We start from the raw sequence: 22,109 nt of genomic DNA, 5'->3' as shown, positions 1-22,109 counted from the left end.
TCCAGATCGAAAGCTGTGCGCTCAATTTAGGATGCGCATACCATGCTTGCCATCCCGCGGCTTACCCGCCGCCGTGCGCTGACGAAAAGCCCTCGCCACTGGTGCGGATGCGGTTGCGGCCGAGAATGTAGATCGCCGTTGTGACAACCAGAAGCGCAAGGCCCAGCAGGATCGAAACGAAGCCGATCGGGATCAGCGCCAGCGTCAGATTGCGCTCGGGGTTGATCAGCCAGTGGTGGATCGAGGTCAGCACGAAGGCGAGGCCAAGGAAGCCCACGCCGCCGCCGGCGAGCAGCAGCGCCCACATCCGCCGCAACTGGCTGAGCCGCTCCCGCGCAATGTCGGTTCGGGGGGCATGATGGCGTGCAACCCGACGGACGAGGCGGATGGCAAAGGCGATCGAGCTGAAGCCGATCAAAAGGCTCGCGCCGCCTAGCCACATCCGCAAGGTGGGATCAAGGTCGGGCATGCGCTGGAGCGTGAGCAGCGGGAAGTCGAAGGCCGAATGCAGCGCCAGGGGCCCAGCGAAGATCAAGAGGCGGCTGGAGAGGCGGGCCCAGTCGCGATGGTGGCGGTTTGCGCCGAGCGCCGTGCCGGCCCGGGCAATCGTGAGATAGGCGCCGGCGATGATGCCGAGCGCGCCGTGGAATGGCACCGTCAGCACGCTGCGCAAGGCGGCGAGCGAGCGCCACATCTCGGCATGCTGCACGAGGTACGCGAGGTTCTCGTAGGCGGCAAAGCCAAGGCCGACCGCAGCACCATAGACCACCGTGTCCATCGGATTGGCAAAGGTCCGCCGCTTCGTCGAGGACACCAGCACGATGGCGATGACCTTGACGGCCTCCTCGGGCAGTGCCACGCTGAAGACCGAATGCATGGCCAGCGCCGCCCAGGGATTGTCGGGGGCAGCGACCATCTTAGCGAAGGGCGCGCGGGCAAGGCCGAGCAGCGAGATGCTGGCCGCGCCAAGCAGGAACGCAGTCCAGACCTGAGCCGGCGGTCCCGGGCGCTCCTCGGCGGCAATGACGAGCCATAGCATCAGCAGCGCCGGGGCGATGGCGGCCGTTCCGATGACGGTGGGTAACGCTTCAATCAGGTACATCGGCGCCGAAAATAGGTTCCCTTGATCCGCTTAGCTACGTCCACCGATGCGACCATGTGTCATGCGCTTGCTGTCGCCTCGCTTAACGACAGCTGCAGCTTACGTTCATACGTGCCGCGGCGAAGGTTTAGAATGCAAGCGTAATCAATTGCATGACAGAGCCTGTTCGTCATCTACGGCAAGAGGTTTGTCCGCCTTCGGAGGACAGGCGGCCGGCAGGCCGGCCTAGTCGCGCTTGCGGGAGGGGGGCGCAATCCGGCGCGCGCGCACCTGCTCCAGCTCCCAGAAGGCGCGTACGAGGCACGTGCCGAGGCAGGAGACAATGAGCAGCAACAGGAAGGCCTGGTCGACGGCGGGGATGTGGATCATGACCATGATAAAGCAACGCCCATGCCAGGCGTTCCCGCTCCGGTCCGCATGCGCTTGCGGACGCGCGAATCCGCAGCAGGCGTTCTCCGCACTCAATGCGTGGTGAACGGCGGCGCGTCGGGCGCGATGTCGAAGGCGCCGAGATGGAATTCGTGGCCGACGGCATCGGCAGGCTCGGACGGTTGCGCGAGCAGCGTGAACGCGGCCTGCGGATATTGCTGCCAGATCTCGAGATCGTCGGCGGTGATGGTGAGCCAGCCGAAGGTGTACATGTAGCGGCCCGGCTCGGTGACCCGGCCGACCCTGTCCCAGGTGATCTTGTTGACTGCCATCCGGTCCCCCGATCGCAAGTCCGCAAATGTCGTCCGGCCCAAGGCGCAGACCGACAAAAGCTGAGCCCGCATTGGGGCCGCTCTAGGGCAGCCGTAGCCGTAACCTGGCGCTCAGGCCGATTGCTGCAAGGGCGAACGCACGATCAGCCGGACGAGGTCGTCCCGCTGCTGCTTCTCGGCGAACTTGACCGCAAAGCCGTGACCGAATTTGCGGATCACGCGCCCGACGCAGGCGCCGACCGCCAGCGCGGTTCCGACCGGCGGGTCGTACTCGCAGGAGATCGCAACGCCGGCGGTGGAGACGTCGATGATGAAGCAGGGATGGATGCTCCCGTCGGCGAGCGTCAGAAAGGTGTGCGAGACCTGCGGGACGAAGCGCGCATCATTCCGCAGCTCCTGAATGCTGGCGTCCTTCTGTTTCTTCTCCAGCCAGGTCAGCTTTTCCGACATCCAGGCGCGCCGCGCCCGCGTCATGTCGAGCTCCATCAGGAAGCCCGATTTCAGCGTCGCGCTGATGGTGCATTGGAATTCGCCAAAGTCCTGGAAATAGGAGGTCACGCGCTCGCCGACTTTGCCGACGACCGGCACGTCCACGATCATGCGGAATGGCGAGACGCGCTTGGTGCGGCAGGCGAAGGTGCGCAGCTTGCCCTCGCAATCGTACCAGCGCGGCAGCGAGTAGCTGCCGCTCACGGCGACTTCCACTGCGCGTTGCCTGAGGAACTCTGCGACGGACATGAGCGATGATCGTGATTGGGGAGGGCTTCCGTAGATTCACGGTAGCCATCAAATTCTAAGCAAATGATACCGGCACTCGCGAGCAGGGGTAAATTTCCGGTAAACGCACGGGGTCGCCGAGGTAGTGAGTGAATTCACAACCGCGTCATCGCTCAGAGCGATCCGAGCAGCACCAGCAGCGCGAGGACGGCGATGACGATCACGAACTTGATCGTCGCGGAGGTCAGGCTATCCGGCCAGCTTCCCCATCCGAACCATTGCGAGGCGCGCCGCATCGCGAGCGCTCCGCAGGCTTCGATCGTCGCGAGCAGAAGGGCGACGCCGGCGAAGAACGACCATGACTCGGATGAGGGCATCCACGGCAGGAGCCAGGCGGGAGCCGAGCCCTTCAGGACGGCAAGCAATGCGAACCATCCGAACCAGGACGCCGAGCCCTTGATGATATCAGGGCCGATTGTATTCGGCTCGAGCCGGATGCCGAGCGTTGCGAGCAGGCCCTCGATGCGCTCACCGTCGGTGAGGAAGAGAAAGGCGCCGACATAGAGGGGAACGCGCGACATGAAGATCAGCGCGAGCAAGCCGGACAGGACGATGTGGCCGAGGAGATCGTGGAGGAGGTCCTGACCGCTCTTGCCGGGCAGCTCCGGCGCAGCGGCGGCCTGGCGCTGCGGAAGCGATCTGGCGCGGGCCATGTGTTCCAGCATCCTGGCGCGCCGCTCCGGCGCATATGGCCTCGCGCGGTGCATCCAGGGCGGCGGCGCCGGGTTTGCCGGGGCGGTGCCGGATTGATCTTCCGGCGTGGATAGGGGGGACTCCATGACCTGCATCGTCTCGCGGTTCCAGCATTGGTCGCTCGCGACCAGCGGGCAGGTTCATGCCGCGCACCAGCGGACGCAGGCACCAGACCAGGAAATGCACGGCAGCGATCGGATGTCCCGGGCGTGGCCCGGTGGCGCTCCCTAGCGGAATCGAACCGCTCTCTCCACCGTGAAAGGGTGGCGTCCTAACCGATAGACGAAGGGAGCAAAGTGCCCCGCCGCTTTTCGCGGCACGGCCGCTGGCCGCCCGAGTCAGGCCCGGCGGCATGCAGCGGGCGAACGTATAGTGGCCTTTGCGCCTCCGGGCAAGCCGTTCGGGAACGGGACGTCGGGGGCGGTGGATAGTGCTGCCCCGGGATCATTCGGGGCCGATTTCAACGGTTTCTTAGGGTTCCCTGAGATAGCGCTGGAATGGGAGATCTTAAAGCCGATGCCTCAGCCGAAGAAGCGCGCCGCCCGCAAGCTGCTGTCGCAGCACGCCTGGATCACGCTCGACGGCGGATTCGCCGCCCGGCACTGCCTGGTCCAGGATATCTCGGAGTCCGGCGCGAAGATCACGCTGGACGACGATGCAAGCCAGCTGCCGGGCGTGATCCGGATGGCGTTCGCACGCGATGCGCGCACCGGGCGGAGCTGCCAAGTGGTCTGGCAGCGGGGCAAGTCGGCGGGCGTCAGGTTCCTCTGACTCGGATGGCGCGCCGCGCCGGTCCGGGCTAGAACTTGGCCATGTGCACGCCGCTCCTCGTCCTGATCTCGTTCGTGATCTCATTTCTGGTCTCGTCCGCAGCCGCGGCGGAGGGCTTGCGCCTGCCGCCCGCCGAGCCGCCGCAAGCCGGCAAGACCTTGCCTCTGAAGGGCACCGGCGGGACCGCGAAGGCGGGCTCATGCGCCTCCTATGGCCGCGGCTTCCATATGGTCGAGGCGACCGGGACCTGCGTGAAGATCGGCGGCGCGATCAGCGTCGAGACCGCGGTCCGGCGGTAAGCGGCATGGTGCCGGATCTGCTGCGGCCCGAGATCATCTTCCCGTTCGTGATGTACTGCGCGCTGTTGTGGTGGGTCGGCCGCGGCGTCAGCTGGCCGGCGAAGCTTGCCATAGCAGTGGTGACGCTGGCGCTGATCATCTGCGTGGTGCTGGTCGAGCGCGGCTGGCGCTAGACGGCAAACAAAACCGCGGAAACAACCCCATGCACAGTAGCCGTCAAGCCTCCGGCGTGACGCCGCCCGCTTGCGCCGGAATGCCGATTCAACGCGGCCCCAGCAGGCGTTGAGCCGCGCCGCCGGCTCACGACATCGGCGGTGCGACGAATTGCGCAAATCCGCTGCGCTTGCCGAGCTCGGCGAGCCAGCGCGTCAGGTGCGGCTGGGCCGGGCGGGTGATGCCCTCGACGCCGAGCCAGCGCCGCGCATAGCAGCCGATCGCGATATCGGCGATCGTGAACTGATCGCCCTCCATGAAGCGGCGCGTGGCGAGGTGGCGGTCGGCGATGATCCAGACCTCGGCGGCGGCATCGGCATCCCGCTGCACCTGGATCATATCGCGCTCGGCGGGCGGGGTGCGCACAATGCCCCAGAACACCGGGCGGTCGACCGGCTGCACGGTCGACAGCGTCCAGTCGAGCCAGCGGTCGACGCTGGCGCGGCTCTTCGGCGCCTCGGGATAGAGAGGCGTGCCGCGCCCATGCGCGAGGCAGAGATAGCGCAGGATCGAATTGGACTCCCACAGCACGAAATCGCCTTCGACCAGCGTCGGGATCCGCGCATTGGGATTCATCGCGAGATAGTCAGCCTCGCGGGTCTTGCCGAACGCCATGCCGGCGTCGATGCGCTCGAAGGGCAGGCCGAGCTCGGCGAGGCACCACAGCACCTTCTGCACGTTGACCGAATTAGCGCGGCCCCAGATCGTCAGCTGTTGGTCCGGCATCAAGCTCCTCCCGCGGCGTGGTCGATTTGGTGCGGGTGATAGCGGAATTCCGGATCGCGGAGGATGGCGATTGCGGCGCGCCCCTCATGCAAAAAGCTCCGCCATGGGCGGAGCTTTCGTTGGTAATATCTCATCGCGCTTTAATGGCCGAAGAACAGCCACAACAGGATGATCACCGGGATCGGCACGCCCAGCAGCCACAGCAGGATTCCTCGTCCCATCGCGTTCTCCTCCGATTGCTTTGTCGGAGGGACAATCCCGGATGGGAGGGCTTGTTCCTAAGCGAGGTGCCTTACCAATGGCCGGTGTTGGGCATCGAGGCCCAGGGTTCCTGCGGCGGCTTCGGCTCGCCCTTCTGCAAGAGCTCGATCGAGTGCAGGTCCGGTGAGCGGACGAAGGCCATGTTGCCGTCGCGCGGCGGACGGTTGATGGTGACGCCGGCCTTTTGCAGCTTCTCGCAGGTCGCGTAGATGTCGTCGACCTCATAGGCGAGATGGCCGAAGAAGCGATCCTCGCCGTATGTCTCCTCGTCCCAATTGTAGGTGAGCTCGACCAGCGGCGCACCGCGCGTCTTGGGCTGGTTGTTCAGCGCGTCGAGATCGTCCGCCGAGCACAGGAACACCAGCGTGAAGCGCCCCTTGTCGTTCTCGATCCGCCGCACCTCCTTCAGCCCCAGCGCATCCTGGTAGAATTTCAGCGCGACATCGAGATTGCGCACGCGCAGCATGGTGTGGAGGTATCGCATGGTTGTTGCTCCCTGGCATTCGCTGGGTTTTGCTTTGGGCCGGACCGGCGGGAGCATCAATTAGCAGCAAAATGCGACAAAGGGCAGGGGGCCGCTCTCAGGGCTTCGGCTTCCGCTCCGGCGCAACCGACGTCTCCCACGGCCGCCGCCCGTCGCTGTTGCGGTCCCAGGCGCGTTTGGTCTGGTCGGCTTCCTCGTCGGCCTTGTCCTTTGCGCGCGCGGCCTTGATCTGGTCGCGAACGGACAAGTCGCTTTGCGGGGCTTGAGAAACTGGGGTCTGCGCCGTGACGGCCGCCGACCAGACGATGAGCAGCATCGTGAGGGATATCTTCATCCCTGCCGTTAACACGTTCAGCCCCACGCTGTCCGATTTAGTTTGGCGCGGTTCGTCGAGGGGCTAGCGCCGTCGCTGCGGCTGTCCGTTCCAATAGGGTTGAGCCGAGGCGGCCGGCGGCACGCCTTGCCCGATCGGATTGCTGAACGGATTGTTGCTGGGCTGCGTCGCCACGGCGCAGCAGTACGCGCCGTTCGCAGGGCGGGGTCGCCGTTGCTGCTGCGACTGGGCGAAGGCAGCGGTCGCGCACAAGAGGAGAGAGATCGCGAGGAATGATCGAAGCATGGGGGTGCCTTTCCGATCAGGGGAAACGTGGGATGGGCGTGGGTGTTCCCGAGTGGGTGGTCGATAGGGGGACTTCTTCAGTTTGCGATCGCGGGTGCACTCAATTGGCGCTTTCCGCGAAGCCCAAATGGCGACGACTCTCGATGAGTTTCGTGCACTGTCACCGTAATTCTGCACTGTCACCGTAATTCCTGGTTCGGCGAGTGATCAGAGCACGTCGAAGCGAAGGCTTGGTGCCTGACATCAAAAGTAGCTTGGTTCTATTTATGGTGGTAAAATGGCGGGAGATGCTCCTCGGAGGAGTGAGGCATGGAACAGTCGAAGGCCCCGGAAAACATTCTGATCGCAGACAGGCTGGAGTCGATAGAGCGCCATAGGCAGATAGTTGCATATCTCTTCGCGGCACATGGCGCCGGACTGGCCGCGTGTCTCTCGACCTTGAAAGACATGACGCCCCCATTGCAGCTGAAGGGCATTGGCTTTTTCATTGACTGTTTTGCCATCGGCTTTCTTCTGGCCGTGATCGCTTATGTTGCACGGGTCTTTCAGTTCGAGCACGCGCGAGCCGCTCGTTTTGACGGAAAACCAGACATAGACGAGACCACACGAGCTCTGACCCGGGTTTATCTTTATTGTGCCGCACTGTCTGCTGCCGTGTTGGTCGTTGTGCTGATCGCTGTAATCGTTCGCTTCCACGGTCTTTGAGGCGCATTACGGACTGAGGTGTCGTAATGACGTAGTCCGGACCAAGACGGCGATGCACGCAGCCGAGATGAATTGCCAATTCAATTGCCGTAGCGAATTACGCTGACAAGTCACTCGAATTACCGTGACAGTGCTGGACTGCATCCTGAAGTGAGGCACGGTAATTGCCGCCACAAAATCAACAGCTCTTCCTCTACTTCTCCTCCGCCGCCGTAGCCGTCGCCGGGCCTTCGCCCATGATCAGCAGCACGGCGTCCTCGTCCTTGGCGCCGTCCCAGTGCACCTGCTTGCCGGTGTGGGTGACGAAGCTGCCGGGCGGCATCGGCACGGTGCCGTGGTCGGGGTCGAATTTCGGACCTGAGCCGACCCACCAGGTGCCTTGCAGCACCACGATGTAGCGGTCGTTGGGATGGAAGTGCGGGCGGCTGAAGTGATTGCCCTTGGTCCACTTGTTGTAGACCATGTAGAAGCCCGCCTTGCTGGGGTCGCCGACCACCACCGCCGTTTGCGCGCCGCGCGCGTCGACCGGGCCCCAGGGGATCTTGTCCGGCAGTTTATAGGTGACGGCGGCGGGGTTGAGTTCGGCGGCGGAGCAGATGCTCAGGGTGCCGGCGAGGGCGAGCGGCAGCAGCAGAAGGCGCAAGGCGCAGCGTGTCGTCATGGGGACCCCCCTTGATCGGCGCCGGTTGGGTTGACGCCTTGTGGTTGCAGGGGATGCTAGCCCGTCCGGCCGTGAAGGCAAGCGCACAGCGCGCATGCGCGACCGTCTGCAACCGCTTCCAGAGGTCTTGCTGATGTCTCGCCGGCGATGGCCGGCCGGTTGAACCCCGCCGGAGGTGGTGGCGACCAAACGCCATGGCCGCGCTCGTTGCAGAACTCCTGTTTGATCTCGCCAGAAGCCTCATTGGTGACTGGCTGAGGCAGGCCGTACTGGCTGTTGGTGCCTGGCTCGAGACGAAGATTCAGGGCCGCACGGCACGCTTCGTCGTGGGAATACTTCTCGGGATCGCCGCTTATTTCCTCATTCCTGTTGTCACGGGGCTATTGGGATTGTGATGCCCTCGGCGAAGACGAATCTCATCATCGAATTGGCCGTCGGGGCGCTGATCTCGGCGACGCTCCTTGCTCTCGAACAGTCCACCGACTACGCGTTTCTGTCGCTGGAGTGGCCGGGCGTCTCCGCGGCCTATTTGTTCTGGGGAGCGGTCGGAGGCTCCGCCGCCGCAGGCATCGCCATTTCCTGGCTCGTGAATGCGCTCTGCTATGGTCTCGGTGCTTTCGCCGTTCTGAGTGTTCTCAAGCTGCTGATCCCGGCAAAGGCGTAGCGGAGATCCAGGCCATGACGAGGGCGGCATGAAGCGCTGGCTTGAAAGGCTCGGCAGGATTGCGACGGTCGCGGGGATTTGCGGGACCGTCGCGTGGCTCGTGCTTTTGGCGAGCTCTCCTCAGCAGCCCGATGCCGCTCATCCCGAACGTTACGCGCACCGGCACGAGGTCCGGTATGTGAGCGCGGGGACGGACCTGGCGCTCCAAATCCTGCTCGGCTCGAACTTCGTGCTGGCCCTGGTTGCGCTCGGGTGCCGCTTCGCGACCAGCGACAGGCGCGGTGGGATGTAGCGGCGCTCAGAATGATTCAAAGCCTGATCAGCGCGATCCTGGAAATGCTCCTGTCTGCCGCAGCGGGCGCCGTCATTAAATTCTTCGGTCTGGAAAACGCCGTCGAAATCGCAACCGTCATCATCGGCCTCGGCTTCATCGCGATCGGCTTCACCGCCTGTTTGCTGGGTCACTGAGGAGGGAGCGCCGTGACGTCGATCATCCTGCACGCGATTGCGGCCATGCTGCTGGAGGAGCGCTTCGGGCCGGCGTCCGGCGTCGGCGGCGTGACGACCGTGATGGCGATCCTGGTCCTGATCGCGTGGGCCGTGGCGGCTCACGAGGCGAGGTCGGGCCCGCGCGGTGTGGTGAACTGGATCGTCAGCATCATCGCCTCGGTCATCGGCGGCCTGGCTGCGCTGATCTTCATCTCGTTCGCCATCGACATGATGCTTCCGTTCCTTCCGATCGAAGGCTCGATCGACTCGTCGGAGCATCCGGTGAAGTATGTCCTGGTCGCAGCCACTGCGATCCTTGTCGTGCTGGGATCATGGATCCCGCTGCGAGCGACGAGAAGGCTTGACAAGGAAAAAGCCGCCCCCGACATTGCGGGAGCGGCCTTCGAAAAACAGTCTAAAGCGCGATGAGATTTGGATGAAGCGTCATCGCGCTTTGGGTTGTTGTTTACGCATGATCTTTCCGGAAAAGCACTTTTCCGGATCATGCTTTAGTGACCGGTGCCGGGCTTCGTCGTCTTCGGCAGCTTTCCGTCCTCGACGCGGCCTTCATTCCTGAGGTCACGCCCCTCCTGCGCCTTCTTCTGGCTCTCGGGGGACTTGCCGTGCTCGTGCAGCTCTTCCTTGACGTAACCGGCCGCTTCCTTCGCTTTACCTTCAACGCTCATCGCGATCTCCTCATCTTATGGGGAGTCAATTCGCGCGAACACGGACTGTTCCCGCGAACAGATCATTGCAGCGATGCGCTTGCGAGGAACCGAAGTCGTGACGGAACTACCGTGACAGTGCACACCATCGACGCCGTCCCTCAACGTGGCCGACATCGCCCAACATGAACCGGCATCGAATGCGAGTCGACCAAAGCGCATCTTCAGAAAGTCCCACGAGCTTCCATGCGGCGGCTTCTTGTTTTCGTCTTGATGTTCCCGTCGATCGCGATGCTGCTCCTGGACGCATTCGACGACGACACGCTGGTTGCCGACATGTTGCCCGGCATGATCTTGAGAGGATATCTGGTCGGCATCACGCCGGCGCTAGCGACAGCTCTCGTGGACTGGCTGCTCAGGCGGAAGAGTCATTTGTCCCGCGTGCTTCTGACGGCACTGTCCGGCTACGTGCTTGCGAGCGGCGCGGGCCTCTTGATGCGTGACGTGAGTGTCGTCGGGGCCTTGCAGCTCGGGCTTGCAGGTGCAATTCCGGCAGCCAGCGCACGATCCTAGCGCGCATCTCTTCCGGACATCGCACCGAAGCCCCGTGAATGGGTAGGGCGATCGCATATGGATTTCACGAGGATTGTCTGCGGGCTTGCTCCGCCTCTCCCGCTTGCGGGAGAGGCCGACGCGCCCCGGGCGATGCGAAGCATCGTCCCGAGCGCGGCGGGTGAGGGCTCTTTCCTCTTGGGGATTATCCCGTTGCGGAGACACCCTCTCCCCAACCCTCTCCCGCAAGCGGGAGAGGGAGCCCAGTGCCGATGCCGCCGCATCGTGCAAGCCATATGCGATTGCCCTGCGTGAATGTCGGAGGCGACTTGCGAAGGTGCGATGGTGCCGCGTTGCAACCGGCCGACGAGCGAAACCGTCTTTTACACGCCCGCCCGCTGATGTAGCTTGCACGCTGAGCCGCCAACGCGGTGTGCCGAAAAGCGTCAGTACCTGACGGCGTTTGTGCCCACGGCGGGCAATGACTCCATCATTTTCAGACCCCACCGTCGTGACGATCTAGCTCGTCACGATGCGCGTTTTCATGATTTCAGAAGGACGACAGCCATGCATTTCTGTCTTACGGGGCAATACACGCAACGCGCTCTCAATGCCATTCTTGAAAACCCGACGACCAATCGTCAGGAGGCGGCAGCCAAGCTGATCGAGGCGGCCGGCGGCAAGCTGGTCTCGATGTACAGCGTCGCCGCCGACGGACCCGGCGTTCTCGTGATTTTCGACGTGCCTGATCCGACTGCGGCACCGGCCATCTCCGGCCTGACCGTCACGGCGGGCACGTTGCAGAACGTGAAGCTGATGCGGCTGTTCACCCAGGACGAGATCAAGCAGGTGCGGCAGAACGCGGCCAAGCTGCGTTCGTCCTACAAGCCGCCGGGCGGCTGATCTTTCGAGCTTACCGCGAAAAAATGCGAGACCGCCGCTCGTCACCTCGAGCGGCGGTCTTGCGAAAGTTAGGCCGCAATCCGCTGCTCGTCCGGAGCCGTCAGGTGCTTGAGCACTTCGGCATGCTCGAGGTCGGGGACCGCGATGGCGGTGTGGCTGTACATCGCGCTCGTCCGCGATGTTGCGATCCTGTCGAGGATCTCCTTGCCCTTGATGACGTGCAGGCCCATGCCCTCCCGGGTGGGGAAAATCGCCAGCACCACGTCATAGGCGGCGATGACGGCTCTGAGGGCTTCGGCCTTGTCTTCGGCGACGTCGACGAAAATACGAACGTCAGCCGCGAGTTCACGCAGCTCGTGAAAATCCAGCACTTTGGGGGTACTCCAACGCAACGATACTGACGCGGAGCTTGGAGCCGTTAGGTTACTGAAGTCTGAACAATTTTATTCGAGTCACAGGTTTCACGATGAGGTGAGCCCTCGCGGGGACGGCGTGCGAATTGAATATCTCGCCCATCGAACTTGGGATATCCTTTCAACTGGCAAATAGCGGAGAGCGGCCGTGCGAAAAGCTGTCGTGATTGCGTTCCTGGCGCTCGGTCTGACGCCGGCGTTGGCGCAGGACGCTGCGAAAGCGCCTGATGAGAAAAAGCCTGATCCGAAATCGGACAATTGCTTCTACACCGTCGGGACCCAGGCGATCCAGGTCCCGATCGGCGCGAGTGTGTGTCGGCGTCAACCCGCGCCCTATAACGACAAATATTCGCTGCTTCGATGCACCCCGCCGCTCGACGAGCTCGCGAGCGACGTCAAGCGGGGCGATGCACGCTGCGACCGCTACGATGAACGAGAGTAGTCGGGTCTGACAGCTCGCCCATCGCAAGATGCGGCCCGGCGGCGGGATCGACTCGACGCGCCGCATTTGATGTGCACCCGCATTCGACGGGCTCCGACGGCCCAGATTTTGCCGCAAAGCGAGGCCTCATCCCGGAGAGCCCCGGCTTGCGTTTTGGGCCCCGATGCGGTCTAAGCCGCGTCACTTCATGACCACCGGCATGAATCAGAAGCGCGCGACCCGCGGGTTCGACCGCGTCCTTGAGCAGGGTTTGCTCGCGCGCACAGAAGGAATTCAAATATGGCGAAGATGACCAAGACCCAATTGATCGATGCAATTGCGGAAGGCACGCAGATCTCGAAGAACGACGTGAAGTCGGTGATCGAGTACATGGCGACGGTCGGCTACAAGGAGCTCAACGAGTCCGGCGAGTTCGTCATTCCCGGCTTCGTGAAGATGTCGGTCGTGAACAAGCCCGCCACCGAAGCGCGGATGGGCGTCAATCCCTTCACCAAGGAGCCGATGCAGTTTGCCGCCAAGCCGGCCAGCAAGTCGGTGAAGGCCTCGCCGCTGAAGGTCGCCAAGGACGCGGTCTGATCCGGCCACCCCTTGGATTCTTGTTTGAGCATGATCTTTTCGGAAAGCCGCTGCGCACTTTGCGCTGACGCGGCCCTCCGGGTCCGGATCATGCCCTAGAGCGTTTTCGAGCGAAGTGGATGCCGGTTCGCGTGAAGAAAACGCGTCAAAACAAGAATCTAGAGCTTCGGTTCTGATTCAATCAGAACCGAAAATGCTCTAGGCGCTCCACAAGAAAAACCCCGCGCTTTCGCACGGGGCCTTCTCGCCGACGGCGATGGGATTTCAGCGCCTGGCCGTCAGCCGTACCTTTAACTTAAGGTTGAAAATCCAAAAAGCAACAGCGCCGCGTCGACGGAGTATCTTCGTCAGGCGGCGCTGCCATATTGACTGGGCGCTGAAATCCCCAGTCTTCATGGGTGCGCGTGACCGCCAAAAGGTTCAATGCGACGTCCACCGAAATCGCGCGCGGGGGACTGGACTTTTTGTTCTCATTTTGTTCTAGTCGAGTCATCAGCTTTGGAGGTGACTCATGACCGTCGAAAAACAGCGCGAAGTGATCAGGCTCTGGAACGAGCTGCGGAAGGTCGAGGGCCCCGCGGCAGAAGAGCTCCGCATCCAGATCCTGGAATGCTTTTCCGAGAAGGGCAAAGGCAAGCGGGCGGCTTGATTCGGCGTCGGCGAAAGCCGCGACATCCGTCAGGCGCGATCTCGTTTCGGTTACGCGCCTGACGGGCCCGTCGATGAGGCGCGATTTGCGATCGCGATGACGCGATCGTCGTGGAATTCCTGTCGACAGAGAACTGCTGTCGATTGCGGTGTGGTGATGCGTGCTTCACCGATCGTTAGGAGTCGCTCCGCACGGATTTTCTCGATTCCGATTCGTTCTTTGCGAACGAAATGGAGTCGGATGCAGAACATCTCGTGCCTGCCGGCGCGCGTGTCTCAGAACGAAGCAGCGTGATGCTTCGCACGGTCGCGTCCTCAATGCCTCGCGTAGAAACATGCGCGAGGGAGAGCGACATGGATGCCTGCTGGTTTGTCGAGATGTTCGTCGAGATCGCAAAGCTGTTCTGGTACGACCGGCATCCGCGGTTGCGCAAACGCAGGCCATCGGTGCCGCAGATGCCGCCGCCATCACGAAGGTTCGAAGAGGCGAGGTGATCGGCGGCAGAGAGGGCATGCTCGTTTGCGTGCAAACGAATCGTTAAGACCTGCTCCACGCCGATTTCTGCGATTCCGATTCGTTCTTCGAGAACGAAATGTAAGCGAAGCTGGAACAAAACCGGTCGCTGCACTCTCCGAGCCGCCGTCCTTTCGCCTCGACGCTGGTCATGTCCGGAGCTATCGTCCGGATGCGCGGGCGCCAGCCATGAAGAACGGACTTTATTCCATCCACATCCACATGCTCGACGGCGTGAAGGGCCGCGACAGCGGCATCCTGATCCTGCGTGACGGCGCGCTGCTCGGCGGCGGGCCTTACTTCTGGTCGCGTGGGTCGTACAGAGTGGGCGAGGGCGGTTCGAACAGCGGGACCTGGAAGGGCGAGCTTGCCACCAACCAGCATACGCCGTTCGAGGATGCCTTCGTGCGGCCGCTGTTCGGCGGGCAGGAGGCCACGAGCGGCTTTTCCGGGACGTATCGCGACGACGAGGCCGAGGTGTTCGGCACCGTGCTGGTCGGCGGCAATCGCAGCCTGAGCTTTCGCGCGACGCTGAAGCGGCTCGCCGACATCTGAACCGCGCGCGCAAGCTCCTAACGAAAGCTTGCGCCAAAGGGGATAACCCTATTTGGTTAGGTTAAAAGCCCAATCGCGTTGCGCGCGCCGCTGCCTAGAGTAGGTGTTCTTGCAAGGACAAGAACGACTTTGCCAAGAAGCGGATTTCGACATGAGGCCATTTTCAGAACCGTCATTTCATCAAGGCGACCGGCACACCTACCGCCGCGTCGCAATCGTCGGCTCGCTGTTCTGCCTCGCTTTCGTGGTGATCAGCTTCTCGCTGCGGCCGCAAGCCGAGGACACGCGTGTCGCGGTCAAGGCCGACCGCCTGGTGCGCACCGCCGGCCAGGCGCCGCACGCGAACTAACGCTCGCCGCCAATGATGTGATCCTCGGCGGATTCGTCGGAGCACCCGACGCCCGCCGTCGCGAGCGCCACGAAGCCGGCATAGCCGGTCAGGTTGAGCAGAATTTCAAGCCATGCGGGCATGACTGGCCTCTTCTTCTCTTGACGCTAGCCCAACGTGCGCCGCTGGCGCGGGTTCCCGGGATAGTTGCGTCAGAGCGGGGAGGAGGGGTCGAGCCGCCGGCCGAGGGTCGCAACGGATTCGCTCGAGGGCTGCTCCTTCAGGAACTCGGCGATGGCGCGCGCGAGCTCGCCGTCGCTCATCGGCGTCGGCGGCGGGCGCAGCGTGCCGACCCCGAAGCTGCGGACGATCTCGTCGTAGTGCTGATCGCCGGATCTGGGAACCAGCCTGCGAATGCGCGCCAGCAAAGCGGATATCGGCACTCTCTCCTCCTTGATCGTCCGCCCCGCTGGCAGAAGCTTGCGTCTGCTGCCATGGGCTCCCGTGAAACTGAAAACCCCGCCAGCACCGCGGAGGATGCTGACGGGGTTCTTCGTGCTGTCGCCTCAACCCGGATGGCGGAGGCTCCCGCACTTGTGAGGTCAATCCGCGTCAGGCGCTTTCGTTCCCGTTGTCTCGATTTTTTTTTGACCGCCGCCGGTTCCGCACTGCACGCAACCATCGCAGGCGCTGGTCGTTATCGTCGGGAGTACGCGAAGGAGGAGAGCATGAAGAAGACACTGGCAGTTCTGGCCACCGTCGCGGCCGTCGGCGTAACTGCGATCGCGGCGCCTGCGCCCGCCGAGGCGCGCGGCCGCGGCATCGGACCGGGCCTCGCATTCGGCCTCGCCGCCGGCGCGATCACCGCGGGCGCCGTCGCCGCGTCCCACCCCTACGGCTATTATGGACCGGGCTACGGCTATTACGACTACGGCCCTGGCCCGTACGCCTATTACGGTGGACCGTATTACCGGCACCACTACTACCGTCACTGGTAGCGTCTTAACAAACGAAAAGCCCGGAGCCATGCTCCGGGCTTTTTTTCATGCGCGGTATCAGGCGTGATTACGGCCAGAGCGAGGGCCGTTCCGCCTTGCGGGCATTGTCGAGCGTCGACACGAAATACTCTTCACGCTCGCGCTTGAATTTTTCCTGCGTGGCACGGAAGGCGGCGACACGGGCGGCGATCTCTTCACGTTCGCGGATTTTGCGTTGCTCGTCCTCGGTCATTGTCAAATCCCCTCTACACCTGAGTATGAGTGCACTGCTGGACTCAAGCACTGCCGCCGCATCATCTTGAGTCGCGTAAACACATGCATTGGCGCTTCTGATTGGGGCGTCAATGGGGAGGAGGCATTGCAGGATTGTGATATGCGAAGGTCGGAAGAAATTGCCGAGCGCGTCGCGTTCGCGCTTGATAAGAGTGTCAGCGATCTTGTCGCTTGCGCCTGCTGCAGCTAGGCAAAAATGGATTCGGGAAGGCCGCTCATGATTGCATCGGATCTTCGCAGCGGCGTCGAGCGGCTCGGCAACATGATCGCCGAAGCCAAAACCATCGTGCCGTTCACCGGCGCCGGCATCTCGACCGAATCCGGCATCCCCGACTTCCGCTCGCCGGGCGGGCTCTGGACCCGCTACCGACCGATCGAGTTCGGTGAGTTCGTCGCGAGCCAGGAGGCGCGCGACGAATCCTGGCGCCGCCGCTTTGCGATGGAGGAGGTGTTCGCGGCGGCGAGGCCAGGCCGCGGCCATCGCGCGCTCGCCTCGCTCTACCGCGCCGGCAAGATTCCCGCCGTGATCACCCAGAACATCGACAATCTGCACCAGGCCTCGGGCTTCGCGCCAGAGCATGTGATTGAACTTCACGGAAATACCACTTATGCGCGTTGCATCGGATGCGGGCAGGCCTATCCGCTCGACTGGGTGAAACGCCGCTTCGACGACGACGGCGCCGCACCCAATTGCACCGCGTGCGACGAGCCGGTGAAAACCGCCACGATTTCATTCGGCCAGATGATGCCCGAGGACGAAATGCAGCGGGCAACCGAGCTGTCGCGGGCCTGCGACCTCTTCATCGCGATCGGTTCCTCGCTCGTGGTGTGGCCTGCGGCGGGCTTTCCGATGATGGCGAAGAACGCCGGCGCGCGTCTCGTGATCATCAATCGCGAGCCGACGGAGCAGGATGACATCGCCGACCTCGTGATCCACCCATCGGCGAAACCTTCGGGCCCTTTGTCGGTAATTGAGGCAAAGATTTGATTCGTGCCTGTGCAAGCTGTTCATAGGTTCCGGCGAATCTCTTTTTTGTCTATGCCTCGCAACCGGGAGTGTTATCTTTTGAGTCGGAAGATTCGCGTCGCGTCGAATTGAGAATATTCTCTTAAGACGCGTGATTCGAGCGCCGCCAATGTGGCGGGTTGCATGGCATGTGTGGGGTCCGGGGTTATGGGGTCGTCGGACGGATTTGAGTCCAAGAAGGTCGGAGTTCCCGCGGTCGGCGAGCACGGCGGCGCCGGTCGCGACAGCGCGCTCAATCCCTTCACCGGACTTGGTGAGGGCAGCGCCAACCTCGTCGAGGTTCACGGCGTCATCAAATGGTTCGATGCCTCAAAGGGCTACGGCTTCATCGTTCCGGACAATGGCTGGCCCGACGTGCTCCTGCACGTTACCGTGCTCAGGCGCGACGGCTTCCAGACCGCCTATGAGGGCGCCCGCATCGTCGTCGAGTGCATCCAGCGCGCCAAGGGCTATCAGGCCTTCCGCGTGGTCTCGATGGACGAATCGACCGCGATCCATCCGGCGCAGATGCTGCCGCCGCGCACCCACGTCACGGTCACCCCGACAAGCGGGCTGGAGCGGGCCCAGGTCAAATGGTTCAATCGGCTGCGCGGCTTCGGCTTCCTCACCTGCGGCGAGGGTACGCCCGACATCTTCGTGCACATGGAGACGCTGCGCCGCTTCGGCATGACTGAGCTGCGGCCCGGCCAATATGTGCTGGTCCGCTTCGGGCCCGGCTCCAAGGGCATGATGGCGGCCGAGATCCATCCCGAAACCGGCTCGCCGGGATTGCAGTCGCACTAAAGCGCGATGAGGGATGAATCGTCATCGCGCTTTAGGTTGTTGTTTGAGCATGATCTTTCCGGAAAACCGCTTCGCACTTTTCCGGATCATGCTTTAGCTCTTCCATTCCCGGAATCGTGACAAGAGGCGCGCCGGCGGACCGGCGCGCCTCTGGCTTTTGTCATGATCGCCGCGTAAGGACTGTCCCAGTCCTACCCGCTCCGAGTGCCATTTCATGACTTTTGCCATGTCTTTTCCCATGCGTCTCGCCATGGGTTTTGCCAAAAGCCTTGCCGCCATTCTCGTCATCGCCAGCCTCGCCGCCGCCAATGCCGCCAGCTTCCAGCCGCTCGAGATCGTCACCAAGAACGGCGTGCAGGTGTTCTCGGTCGAGATGGCGACGACCGAGGAGGAGAAGCAGACCGGCCTGATGTACCGCAAGGAACTGGCCGACGGCAAAGGCATGCTGTTCGACTTCAATCCCGAGCAGGAAGTGTCGATGTGGATGAAGAACACTTATGTCCCGCTCGACATGATCTTCATCCGCGCCGACGGCCGCATCCTGCGCATAGCCGAGAACACCGAGCCGCTGTCGACCAAGATCATCTCGTCGGGAGGGCCCGCCCGGGCCGTGCTGGAGGTGGTGGCGGGAACGGCGCAGAAATACGGCATCCGCCCCGGTGACCGCGTCGGTCACCCGCTGTTCGGCAGCAAATAGCACCGCCCGGCGGGGGGCCGTTGCCAGCCTTGCTGGCGCCGGTTTGTAAGCTTGCTGGCGCCTTTGGAAGCGTGTATCGACGGGGCTCACCGGACATTCGGGGTATAGCGCAGCCTGGTAGCGCGGCAGTTTTGGGTACTGCAGGTCGTTGGTTCGAATCCAGCTGCCCCGACCAGTCCCGAGGTTGAACCTCCTTCATTTCCCTCGAGATCCCAACCAACCGGCCCCGTTTGGGTATTGCCGGCGGAACGCGGCCTGCGCCGCCCCGCACGGGAGATGCGGGCATCACGCAACCTCCGCGACAGCTCGGCCTGCTAGGACCGCTGCATGGGCAATGAGGAATGTCGGGACATGTTGAAAGCTTTCGCCGGCGCGGCGCTCGCCGCTCTTTCGGCCACCGCCGCATCTGCGGCCGATCTTGCGCTGCAAGCACCTCCCACGGCGTCCGTCGTCTTCAACTGGACCGGGTGCTAAGTCGGCGGTCATGTCGGCGGCGTCGCGAGCGGCGATCGCACGATCAACAGCGCCGGGGGGACGGTCGACTTTGGCGCCGCCGGTCTTGTCGGTGGCGGGCAGGCCGGCTGCGACCATCAATTCGCATCCAACTGGGTCGTCGGCGCTGAAGGCCGCGCCGCATGGTCGAGCCTTTCGAGCCATCATGCGAGCAGTGTCAGATTTCCCACGTTCGGCAACCTCGCCGTGCCATCGCGGTTCGGCCTCAAGAACGATTTTCTCGCCTCGGCCACAGCACGGCTCGGCTATGCCTATGGCTTGGGCTGGCTGATCTATGCGCGGGGTGGCGTCGCCTGGACGCACGAGAAGATCGATGATGCGTATACCAGTCCGGCCACCGGCTTCGCGATCGATCCCAGCGCGTCGGTCATGCGGACCGGCTGGACCTTGGGCGCCGGTGTGGAATGGGCGTTCGCGTCAAGTTGATCGGCCAATGTCGAATATAATTACTACGACTTCGGCACGAAGAGCCCGATACAGCTGATCAGCCCGTCCGAAAGCATCACCGTGGCCCACCTCAAGGACACGATCCATGCCGCGACGGTCGGTTTGAACTATCACTACTGACGTGATCGGGAGCGGTCGGCCGCTAGGGCATCAGAACAGCTGCCGATCGATGCGGCGCCAGATGATCCAGGCAATGCGGCCCATCGTATCCTGAAGAAGCTGCGCGATCGCTGCCCGAAGCGCTCTCACGCCGGGGCGCGTGTTTGTCGCGCGTGGCGACTTCTGCACGATATTTCAGGGGATTGCGATGAGGCGCGCGGCGGCGAATTACCAAAGCTTCATCGAACCTTTGCTCGTCGCCATAGACATATGGGTGTTGGGGATTTCAGCGCCCAATGCCTAAACGGACGCCGCCAAGCGATAATACTCCGCTTGCGCGGCGTTGCGCTTTTCAAAGCATGGTCCGCGATCAGTTCGAGGCGTACCAGCCGAGCGGAAACGGCAGCAATGGCCAGACCAGATGGTTGTCGTTGGCGGCCTTCGGCGGCACCTGGATGGATATCTTGATCAGCGGAGCAGGCGGCGTCGAGCGCACCGCCAAGCGCAGACATGCACATTGCAAATTCATTGTGGTCGTCCCGCCCGATCAATACTTTTCAGAATTCCAGCACGCTCAAAAGTCAACGTCGTTTAGAAATCACCACGCGTCCAAAATGGCGCGCTCATTCTCAAATGGTGCACGCATTCTAGAAAAATCGGCATCCGCTTTCAACCAGTCCGGACGGCTGTAGTAAGGTTGACCAGTTAGGTTAAGACAGAGCGGTTGTTGCGGAAGTCCCGGCGATCACTATCAAATTGGTCCCTGGCTCGCGACGGGGGTACCTCCAATGGGTGCTCACACAAGATCACAGTTCGTCGCGGCGCTCGTATCGCGTGAGTTCTGCGTCATGTCTTTCGATCGCAACGTCCAAACCGTCGGTTCGCAGTCGAACTGGACCGAGATCTGGCACCTCTGGACCGTGATCGTGCCGCGCCGCTCGATCAACGGGCAGCTCGTGTACGGCAAGGTGTGGCGCCGCCACGACGGCCGCGACTGGATCTACAAGAAGTTCACCGAGTTCGACGGCGAAGAGGCGGCCTGAGGCGGCATCGCCGCCATCAGGCGCAGTATCGCTGCCGCGAGCTCAGGCAGCCTTTGCCGGCGAAGCGGCCGCAGGCTTGGCCGGCGGCGGCGGCTTCAGCGGCTTGTCCTGCTTCTTCGACCAGGAAATATAGTAGGCCACCGTCGTCATGATCGCGATGCCGGCGATGCTGACGAAGAGCTGTGCGAACAGCGAGCCCGAGCTCATCGACAGCTCGAAATGGCCGACGAAGGACAGGAACACGCCGACGCAGAACACGGCGAGCGACTGCTGGCCGCAGACGATGACCGGATCGAAGATCTTCCATTCGAGGCCCGGCCAGTCCTTCGGCACGAAGCGGATCACCAGGATCACGATCACGACGAAGTGGATGAAACGATAGGGCGCGAGGTTGGTCTTGTCGTTTGGGTTGAAGGCCGAGAACAGCCATTCCGGAAACATGCCGCCGAGGCTCGGAAAGCGGCCGGCCATGGTCATGACCAGCGCGAAGGCGAGATAGGCGAGGCAGAGCCACAGCGTGATCTGCGAGTTGATCAGCGCGCCCGAGCGCCGCGCGCCGCCCATGGCGCACCAGGCGCCGAACACGAACAGCACTTGCCAGCAATAGGGGTTGAAGTACCACTGGCCGGCCGGATAGGCGGTCAGATTCCAGCCGAAGTGACGCGCGGCCAGCCACAGCGCGATGGAGAGCCCCATCGTCAGGTCGGGCTTGCGCAGCATGAACCACAGCACCGGCGGAAACAGCCCCATCAGCACGATGTAGAGCGGCAGCACATCGAGATTGAGCGGCTTGAAGCGCAGGAACAGGCCCTGGCGCAGCGTCTCGGTGGCGTTGTCGACGAGGCCGGCGACGTTGAACTCGTTGATCATATCGGAATCGCCGAAGCGCAGCGCGAGATAGCTGATCGAGGCGATGTAGATCACGAACAGGATGATGTGGGCGACGTAGAGCTGCCAGACCCGCTTGGTCAGGCGCGTGGCGCCGACGATGAAGCCGCGTTCCAGCATCATCCGTGCATAGACGAAGGAGGCGGTGTAGCCGGAGATGAAGACGAACAGGTCCGCGGCGTCGGAAAAGCCGTAGTTGCGCGTCGTGATCCAGTTCACGACGTTGTCGGGGATGTGATCGAGGAAGATCGCCCAATTCGCGACGCCGCGAAACAGGTCGAGCCTGAGGTCACGGCCTTTCTCGGGGAGCGTTGCGCTGACGTTCAGGAAGGCCATGCGACGGGAGCTTTCGTAGGGGGCGGATACGCTGAGGTCGGCGAGGCGGGGGCACCGGGCGGGGTCCCGGGGCGGACGGCGGGTACACAATTGTCACGGTGCAGCATAATGACTATACCCGTCGGTGACGGGCACCCAAGGGACTGGAATCACCGAACAGTTCCCGATCGGTGTCTCTATACTATCCCTGAAGTTTCCACCAACTGCCACCCTGACGCATCGAAATCGAACGAAAAGACCAAGA

39 protein-coding genes, 2 tRNA genes and 1 pseudogene are annotated in these 22,109 nt (G+C 62.8%); 25 read left to right on the top strand and 17 right to left on the bottom strand.

Annotation, left to right across the window (positions count from 1 at the left end):
- Window positions 1–61 precede the first annotated feature (61 nt).
- The 6 genes from AAFG16_RS26815 to AAFG16_RS26790 all read right to left on the bottom strand — a co-directional run bounded on the left by AAFG16_RS26815 (window position 62) and on the right by AAFG16_RS26790 (window position 3,566).
- Window positions 62–1,102, bottom strand: a complete 1,041-nt coding sequence (locus AAFG16_RS26815; RefSeq protein ID WP_342730117.1) for a PrsW family glutamic-type intramembrane protease — start codon at window positions 1,100–1,102, stop codon at window positions 62–64.
- A gap of 225 nt (window positions 1,103–1,327) precedes the next feature.
- Window positions 1,328–1,477: a hypothetical protein gene (locus AAFG16_RS26810; protein WP_342730115.1), complete on the bottom strand. Its 150-nt coding sequence runs from the start codon at window positions 1,475–1,477 to the stop codon at window positions 1,328–1,330.
- 86 nt (window positions 1,478–1,563) lie between these two features.
- Window positions 1,564–1,803, bottom strand: coding sequence for a hypothetical protein (locus AAFG16_RS26805; RefSeq protein ID WP_283079370.1), 240 nt, complete (start codon window positions 1,801–1,803; stop codon window positions 1,564–1,566).
- 111 nt (window positions 1,804–1,914) lie between these two features.
- The gene (locus tag AAFG16_RS26800; protein WP_283079369.1) at window positions 1,915–2,541 is read right to left on the bottom strand and encodes a PilZ domain-containing protein; all 627 of its coding nucleotides are present in this window, start codon (window positions 2,539–2,541) and stop codon (window positions 1,915–1,917) included.
- A 152-nt stretch (window positions 2,542–2,693) separates the two neighbouring features.
- Entirely contained in the window at window positions 2,694–3,359 is a 666-nt protein-coding gene (locus tag AAFG16_RS26795) for a hypothetical protein (protein ID WP_342730113.1), read from the bottom strand.
- Window positions 3,360–3,491: 132 nt separating this feature from the next.
- Window positions 3,492–3,566 (bottom strand) — tRNA-Glu (locus tag AAFG16_RS26790).
- A 223-nt stretch (window positions 3,567–3,789) separates the two neighbouring features.
- On the opposite strand from AAFG16_RS26790, the gene AAFG16_RS26785 reads away from it, so the two are divergent.
- The 3 genes from AAFG16_RS26785 to AAFG16_RS26775 are packed head-to-tail and all read left to right on the top strand — an operon-like array spanning window position 3,790 to window position 4,516.
- A complete protein-coding gene (locus tag AAFG16_RS26785) occupies window positions 3,790–4,044 on the top strand; it encodes a PilZ domain-containing protein (protein ID WP_283079367.1) in 255 nt (84 codons plus the stop codon).
- Between the two features lie 41 nt (window positions 4,045–4,085).
- Complete coding sequence (locus AAFG16_RS26780; protein ID WP_342730112.1) at window positions 4,086–4,343, top strand: hypothetical protein; 258 nt, start codon at window positions 4,086–4,088, stop codon at window positions 4,341–4,343.
- Between the two features lie 5 nt (window positions 4,344–4,348).
- Window positions 4,349–4,516, top strand: coding sequence for a hypothetical protein (locus AAFG16_RS26775; protein ID WP_283079365.1), 168 nt, complete (start codon window positions 4,349–4,351; stop codon window positions 4,514–4,516).
- A gap of 127 nt (window positions 4,517–4,643) precedes the next feature.
- Here AAFG16_RS26775 and AAFG16_RS26770 read toward each other — a convergent pair whose 3' ends face one another.
- From AAFG16_RS26770 to AAFG16_RS26760, 3 genes are all read right to left on the bottom strand, one after another.
- Entirely contained in the window at window positions 4,644–5,282 is a 639-nt protein-coding gene (locus tag AAFG16_RS26770) for a glutathione S-transferase (protein ID WP_342730111.1), read from the bottom strand.
- Between the two features lie 292 nt (window positions 5,283–5,574).
- Entirely contained in the window at window positions 5,575–6,027 is a 453-nt protein-coding gene (locus tag AAFG16_RS26765) for a VOC family protein (protein WP_027557941.1), read from the bottom strand.
- A 97-nt stretch (window positions 6,028–6,124) separates the two neighbouring features.
- Window positions 6,125–6,343, bottom strand: a complete 219-nt coding sequence (locus tag AAFG16_RS26760; RefSeq protein WP_342730108.1) for a hypothetical protein — start codon at window positions 6,341–6,343, stop codon at window positions 6,125–6,127.
- Between the two features lie 612 nt (window positions 6,344–6,955).
- Between AAFG16_RS26760 and AAFG16_RS26755 the strand changes: the two genes are divergently transcribed.
- Window positions 6,956–7,351, top strand: coding sequence for a hypothetical protein (locus AAFG16_RS26755; RefSeq protein ID WP_283079362.1), 396 nt, complete (start codon window positions 6,956–6,958; stop codon window positions 7,349–7,351).
- 193 nt (window positions 7,352–7,544) lie between these two features.
- On the opposite strand, the gene AAFG16_RS26750 is transcribed toward AAFG16_RS26755, so the two are convergent.
- Window positions 7,545–8,012, bottom strand: coding sequence for a cupin domain-containing protein (locus AAFG16_RS26750; protein ID WP_283079361.1), 468 nt, complete (start codon window positions 8,010–8,012; stop codon window positions 7,545–7,547).
- 194 nt (window positions 8,013–8,206) lie between these two features.
- Here AAFG16_RS26750 and AAFG16_RS26745 point away from each other — a divergent pair, with 194 nt between their 5' ends.
- Genes AAFG16_RS26745 through AAFG16_RS26725 form a run of 5 tightly spaced genes read left to right on the top strand, consistent with a single transcriptional unit; the run spans window position 8,207 to window position 9,594 of the window.
- On the top strand, window positions 8,207–8,407 hold the full coding sequence (locus AAFG16_RS26745; protein WP_342730106.1) for a hypothetical protein: 201 nt from the start codon (window positions 8,207–8,209) through the stop codon (window positions 8,405–8,407).
- Window positions 8,407–8,676 carry a hypothetical protein gene (locus AAFG16_RS26740; protein ID WP_342730104.1) on the top strand — a complete coding sequence of 90 codons (270 nt, stop codon included), beginning with the start codon at window positions 8,407–8,409 and terminating at the stop codon, window positions 8,674–8,676. The genes AAFG16_RS26745 and AAFG16_RS26740 overlap by 1 nt, the downstream gene beginning before the upstream one ends.
- Window positions 8,677–8,704: 28 nt before the next feature.
- Window positions 8,705–8,968, top strand: coding sequence for a hypothetical protein (locus AAFG16_RS26735; protein WP_342730102.1), 264 nt, complete (start codon window positions 8,705–8,707; stop codon window positions 8,966–8,968).
- Between the two features lie 44 nt (window positions 8,969–9,012).
- Window positions 9,013–9,144 (top strand): hypothetical protein, encoded by a 132-nt coding sequence (locus AAFG16_RS26730; RefSeq protein WP_342730100.1) that lies wholly within the window; start codon window positions 9,013–9,015, stop codon window positions 9,142–9,144.
- A 12-nt stretch (window positions 9,145–9,156) separates the two neighbouring features.
- On the top strand, window positions 9,157–9,594 hold the full coding sequence (locus AAFG16_RS26725; RefSeq protein WP_342730098.1) for a hypothetical protein: 438 nt from the start codon (window positions 9,157–9,159) through the stop codon (window positions 9,592–9,594).
- An 80-nt stretch (window positions 9,595–9,674) separates the two neighbouring features.
- Here the strand turns inward: AAFG16_RS26725 and AAFG16_RS26720 are convergent, their stop codons facing one another.
- Window positions 9,675–9,851: a hypothetical protein gene (locus AAFG16_RS26720; RefSeq protein WP_342730096.1), complete on the bottom strand. Its 177-nt coding sequence runs from the start codon at window positions 9,849–9,851 to the stop codon at window positions 9,675–9,677.
- Window positions 9,852–10,076: 225 nt separating this feature from the next.
- Between AAFG16_RS26720 and AAFG16_RS26715 the strand changes: the two genes are divergently transcribed.
- Complete coding sequence (locus AAFG16_RS26715) at window positions 10,077–10,403, top strand: hypothetical protein (RefSeq protein ID WP_342730094.1); 327 nt, start codon at window positions 10,077–10,079, stop codon at window positions 10,401–10,403.
- A 546-nt stretch (window positions 10,404–10,949) separates the two neighbouring features.
- The gene (locus AAFG16_RS26710) at window positions 10,950–11,285 is read left to right on the top strand and encodes a GYD domain-containing protein (RefSeq protein WP_283079355.1); all 336 of its coding nucleotides are present in this window, start codon (window positions 10,950–10,952) and stop codon (window positions 11,283–11,285) included.
- A gap of 68 nt (window positions 11,286–11,353) precedes the next feature.
- Here AAFG16_RS26710 and AAFG16_RS26705 read toward each other — a convergent pair whose 3' ends face one another.
- Window positions 11,354–11,656 (bottom strand): hypothetical protein, encoded by a 303-nt coding sequence (locus AAFG16_RS26705; protein ID WP_283079354.1) that lies wholly within the window; start codon window positions 11,654–11,656, stop codon window positions 11,354–11,356.
- Between the two features lie 190 nt (window positions 11,657–11,846).
- Here AAFG16_RS26705 and AAFG16_RS26700 point away from each other — a divergent pair, with 190 nt between their 5' ends.
- From AAFG16_RS26700 to AAFG16_RS26675, 6 genes are all read left to right on the top strand, one after another.
- On the top strand, window positions 11,847–12,140 hold the full coding sequence (locus AAFG16_RS26700; protein WP_283079353.1) for a hypothetical protein: 294 nt from the start codon (window positions 11,847–11,849) through the stop codon (window positions 12,138–12,140).
- Window positions 12,141–12,419: 279 nt separating this feature from the next.
- On the top strand, window positions 12,420–12,716 hold the full coding sequence (locus AAFG16_RS26695) for an HU family DNA-binding protein (protein ID WP_283079352.1): 297 nt from the start codon (window positions 12,420–12,422) through the stop codon (window positions 12,714–12,716).
- Between the two features lie 511 nt (window positions 12,717–13,227).
- Window positions 13,228–13,365: a hypothetical protein gene (locus AAFG16_RS26690; protein WP_167336508.1), complete on the top strand. Its 138-nt coding sequence runs from the start codon at window positions 13,228–13,230 to the stop codon at window positions 13,363–13,365.
- Between the two features lie 353 nt (window positions 13,366–13,718).
- On the top strand, window positions 13,719–13,859 hold the full coding sequence (locus tag AAFG16_RS26685) for a hypothetical protein (RefSeq protein WP_342730090.1): 141 nt from the start codon (window positions 13,719–13,721) through the stop codon (window positions 13,857–13,859).
- Window positions 13,860–14,067: 208 nt separating this feature from the next.
- Window positions 14,068–14,433 (top strand): hypothetical protein, encoded by a 366-nt coding sequence (locus tag AAFG16_RS26680; protein ID WP_283079350.1) that lies wholly within the window; start codon window positions 14,068–14,070, stop codon window positions 14,431–14,433.
- A gap of 151 nt (window positions 14,434–14,584) precedes the next feature.
- Window positions 14,585–14,782 carry a hypothetical protein gene (locus AAFG16_RS26675; protein WP_283079349.1) on the top strand — a complete coding sequence of 66 codons (198 nt, stop codon included), beginning with the start codon at window positions 14,585–14,587 and terminating at the stop codon, window positions 14,780–14,782.
- On the opposite strand, the gene AAFG16_RS26670 is transcribed toward AAFG16_RS26675, so the two are convergent.
- The gene (locus AAFG16_RS26670; protein WP_283079348.1) at window positions 14,779–14,904 is read right to left on the bottom strand and encodes a hypothetical protein; all 126 of its coding nucleotides are present in this window, start codon (window positions 14,902–14,904) and stop codon (window positions 14,779–14,781) included. The genes AAFG16_RS26675 and AAFG16_RS26670 overlap by 4 nt on opposite strands.
- 69 nt (window positions 14,905–14,973) lie before the next feature.
- Window positions 14,974–15,204 (bottom strand): hypothetical protein, encoded by a 231-nt coding sequence (locus AAFG16_RS26665; protein ID WP_283079347.1) that lies wholly within the window; start codon window positions 15,202–15,204, stop codon window positions 14,974–14,976.
- Window positions 15,205–15,489: 285 nt separating this feature from the next.
- Here AAFG16_RS26665 and AAFG16_RS26660 point away from each other — a divergent pair, with 285 nt between their 5' ends.
- Entirely contained in the window at window positions 15,490–15,759 is a 270-nt protein-coding gene (locus AAFG16_RS26660; protein WP_283079346.1) for a hypothetical protein, read from the top strand.
- 67 nt (window positions 15,760–15,826) lie between these two features.
- On the opposite strand, the gene AAFG16_RS26655 is transcribed toward AAFG16_RS26660, so the two are convergent.
- The gene (locus tag AAFG16_RS26655) at window positions 15,827–15,991 is read right to left on the bottom strand and encodes a hypothetical protein (protein WP_018457755.1); all 165 of its coding nucleotides are present in this window, start codon (window positions 15,989–15,991) and stop codon (window positions 15,827–15,829) included.
- A 258-nt stretch (window positions 15,992–16,249) separates the two neighbouring features.
- Here AAFG16_RS26655 and AAFG16_RS26650 point away from each other — a divergent pair.
- The 6 genes and pseudogenes from AAFG16_RS26650 (at window position 16,250) to AAFG16_RS26625 (ending at window position 19,478) form a co-directional block, all read left to right on the top strand.
- Window positions 16,250–17,007, top strand: a pseudogene (locus AAFG16_RS26650) (NAD-dependent protein deacetylase).
- Between the two features lie 199 nt (window positions 17,008–17,206).
- Window positions 17,207–17,842, top strand: coding sequence for a cold-shock protein (locus tag AAFG16_RS26645; protein ID WP_283079344.1), 636 nt, complete (start codon window positions 17,207–17,209; stop codon window positions 17,840–17,842).
- A gap of 250 nt (window positions 17,843–18,092) precedes the next feature.
- The gene (locus AAFG16_RS26640) at window positions 18,093–18,539 is read left to right on the top strand and encodes a DUF192 domain-containing protein (protein ID WP_342740977.1); all 447 of its coding nucleotides are present in this window, start codon (window positions 18,093–18,095) and stop codon (window positions 18,537–18,539) included.
- Between the two features lie 98 nt (window positions 18,540–18,637).
- Window positions 18,638–18,714: transfer RNA gene (locus AAFG16_RS26635), tRNA-Pro, on the top strand.
- A 176-nt stretch (window positions 18,715–18,890) separates the two neighbouring features.
- Window positions 18,891–19,013, top strand: a complete 123-nt coding sequence (locus AAFG16_RS26630) for a hypothetical protein (RefSeq protein ID WP_342730084.1) — start codon at window positions 18,891–18,893, stop codon at window positions 19,011–19,013.
- A 42-nt stretch (window positions 19,014–19,055) separates the two neighbouring features.
- Window positions 19,056–19,478: an outer membrane beta-barrel protein gene (locus tag AAFG16_RS26625; RefSeq protein WP_342740976.1), complete on the top strand. Its 423-nt coding sequence runs from the start codon at window positions 19,056–19,058 to the stop codon at window positions 19,476–19,478.
- 490 nt (window positions 19,479–19,968) lie between these two features.
- On the opposite strand, the gene AAFG16_RS26620 is transcribed toward AAFG16_RS26625, so the two are convergent.
- Complete coding sequence (locus tag AAFG16_RS26620; protein WP_283079342.1) at window positions 19,969–20,127, bottom strand: hypothetical protein; 159 nt, start codon at window positions 20,125–20,127, stop codon at window positions 19,969–19,971.
- Between the two features lie 319 nt (window positions 20,128–20,446).
- Between AAFG16_RS26620 and AAFG16_RS26615 the strand changes: the two genes are divergently transcribed.
- Window positions 20,447–20,641 carry a hypothetical protein gene (locus AAFG16_RS26615; RefSeq protein WP_283079341.1) on the top strand — a complete coding sequence of 65 codons (195 nt, stop codon included), beginning with the start codon at window positions 20,447–20,449 and terminating at the stop codon, window positions 20,639–20,641.
- Between the two features lie 42 nt (window positions 20,642–20,683).
- Here AAFG16_RS26615 and AAFG16_RS26610 read toward each other — a convergent pair whose 3' ends face one another.
- On the bottom strand, window positions 20,684–21,865 hold the full coding sequence (locus AAFG16_RS26610; RefSeq protein WP_283079340.1) for an OpgC domain-containing protein: 1,182 nt from the start codon (window positions 21,863–21,865) through the stop codon (window positions 20,684–20,686).
- Window positions 21,866–22,109: the final 244 nt, after the last annotated feature.

This window comes from Bradyrhizobium sp. B117 (genome assembly GCF_038969555.1).
Taxonomy (GTDB): domain Bacteria; phylum Pseudomonadota; class Alphaproteobacteria; order Rhizobiales; family Xanthobacteraceae; genus Bradyrhizobium.
The sequence above is the reverse complement of the archived record's forward strand: the minus strand, read 5'-3'. Positions and strand labels throughout refer to the sequence as shown.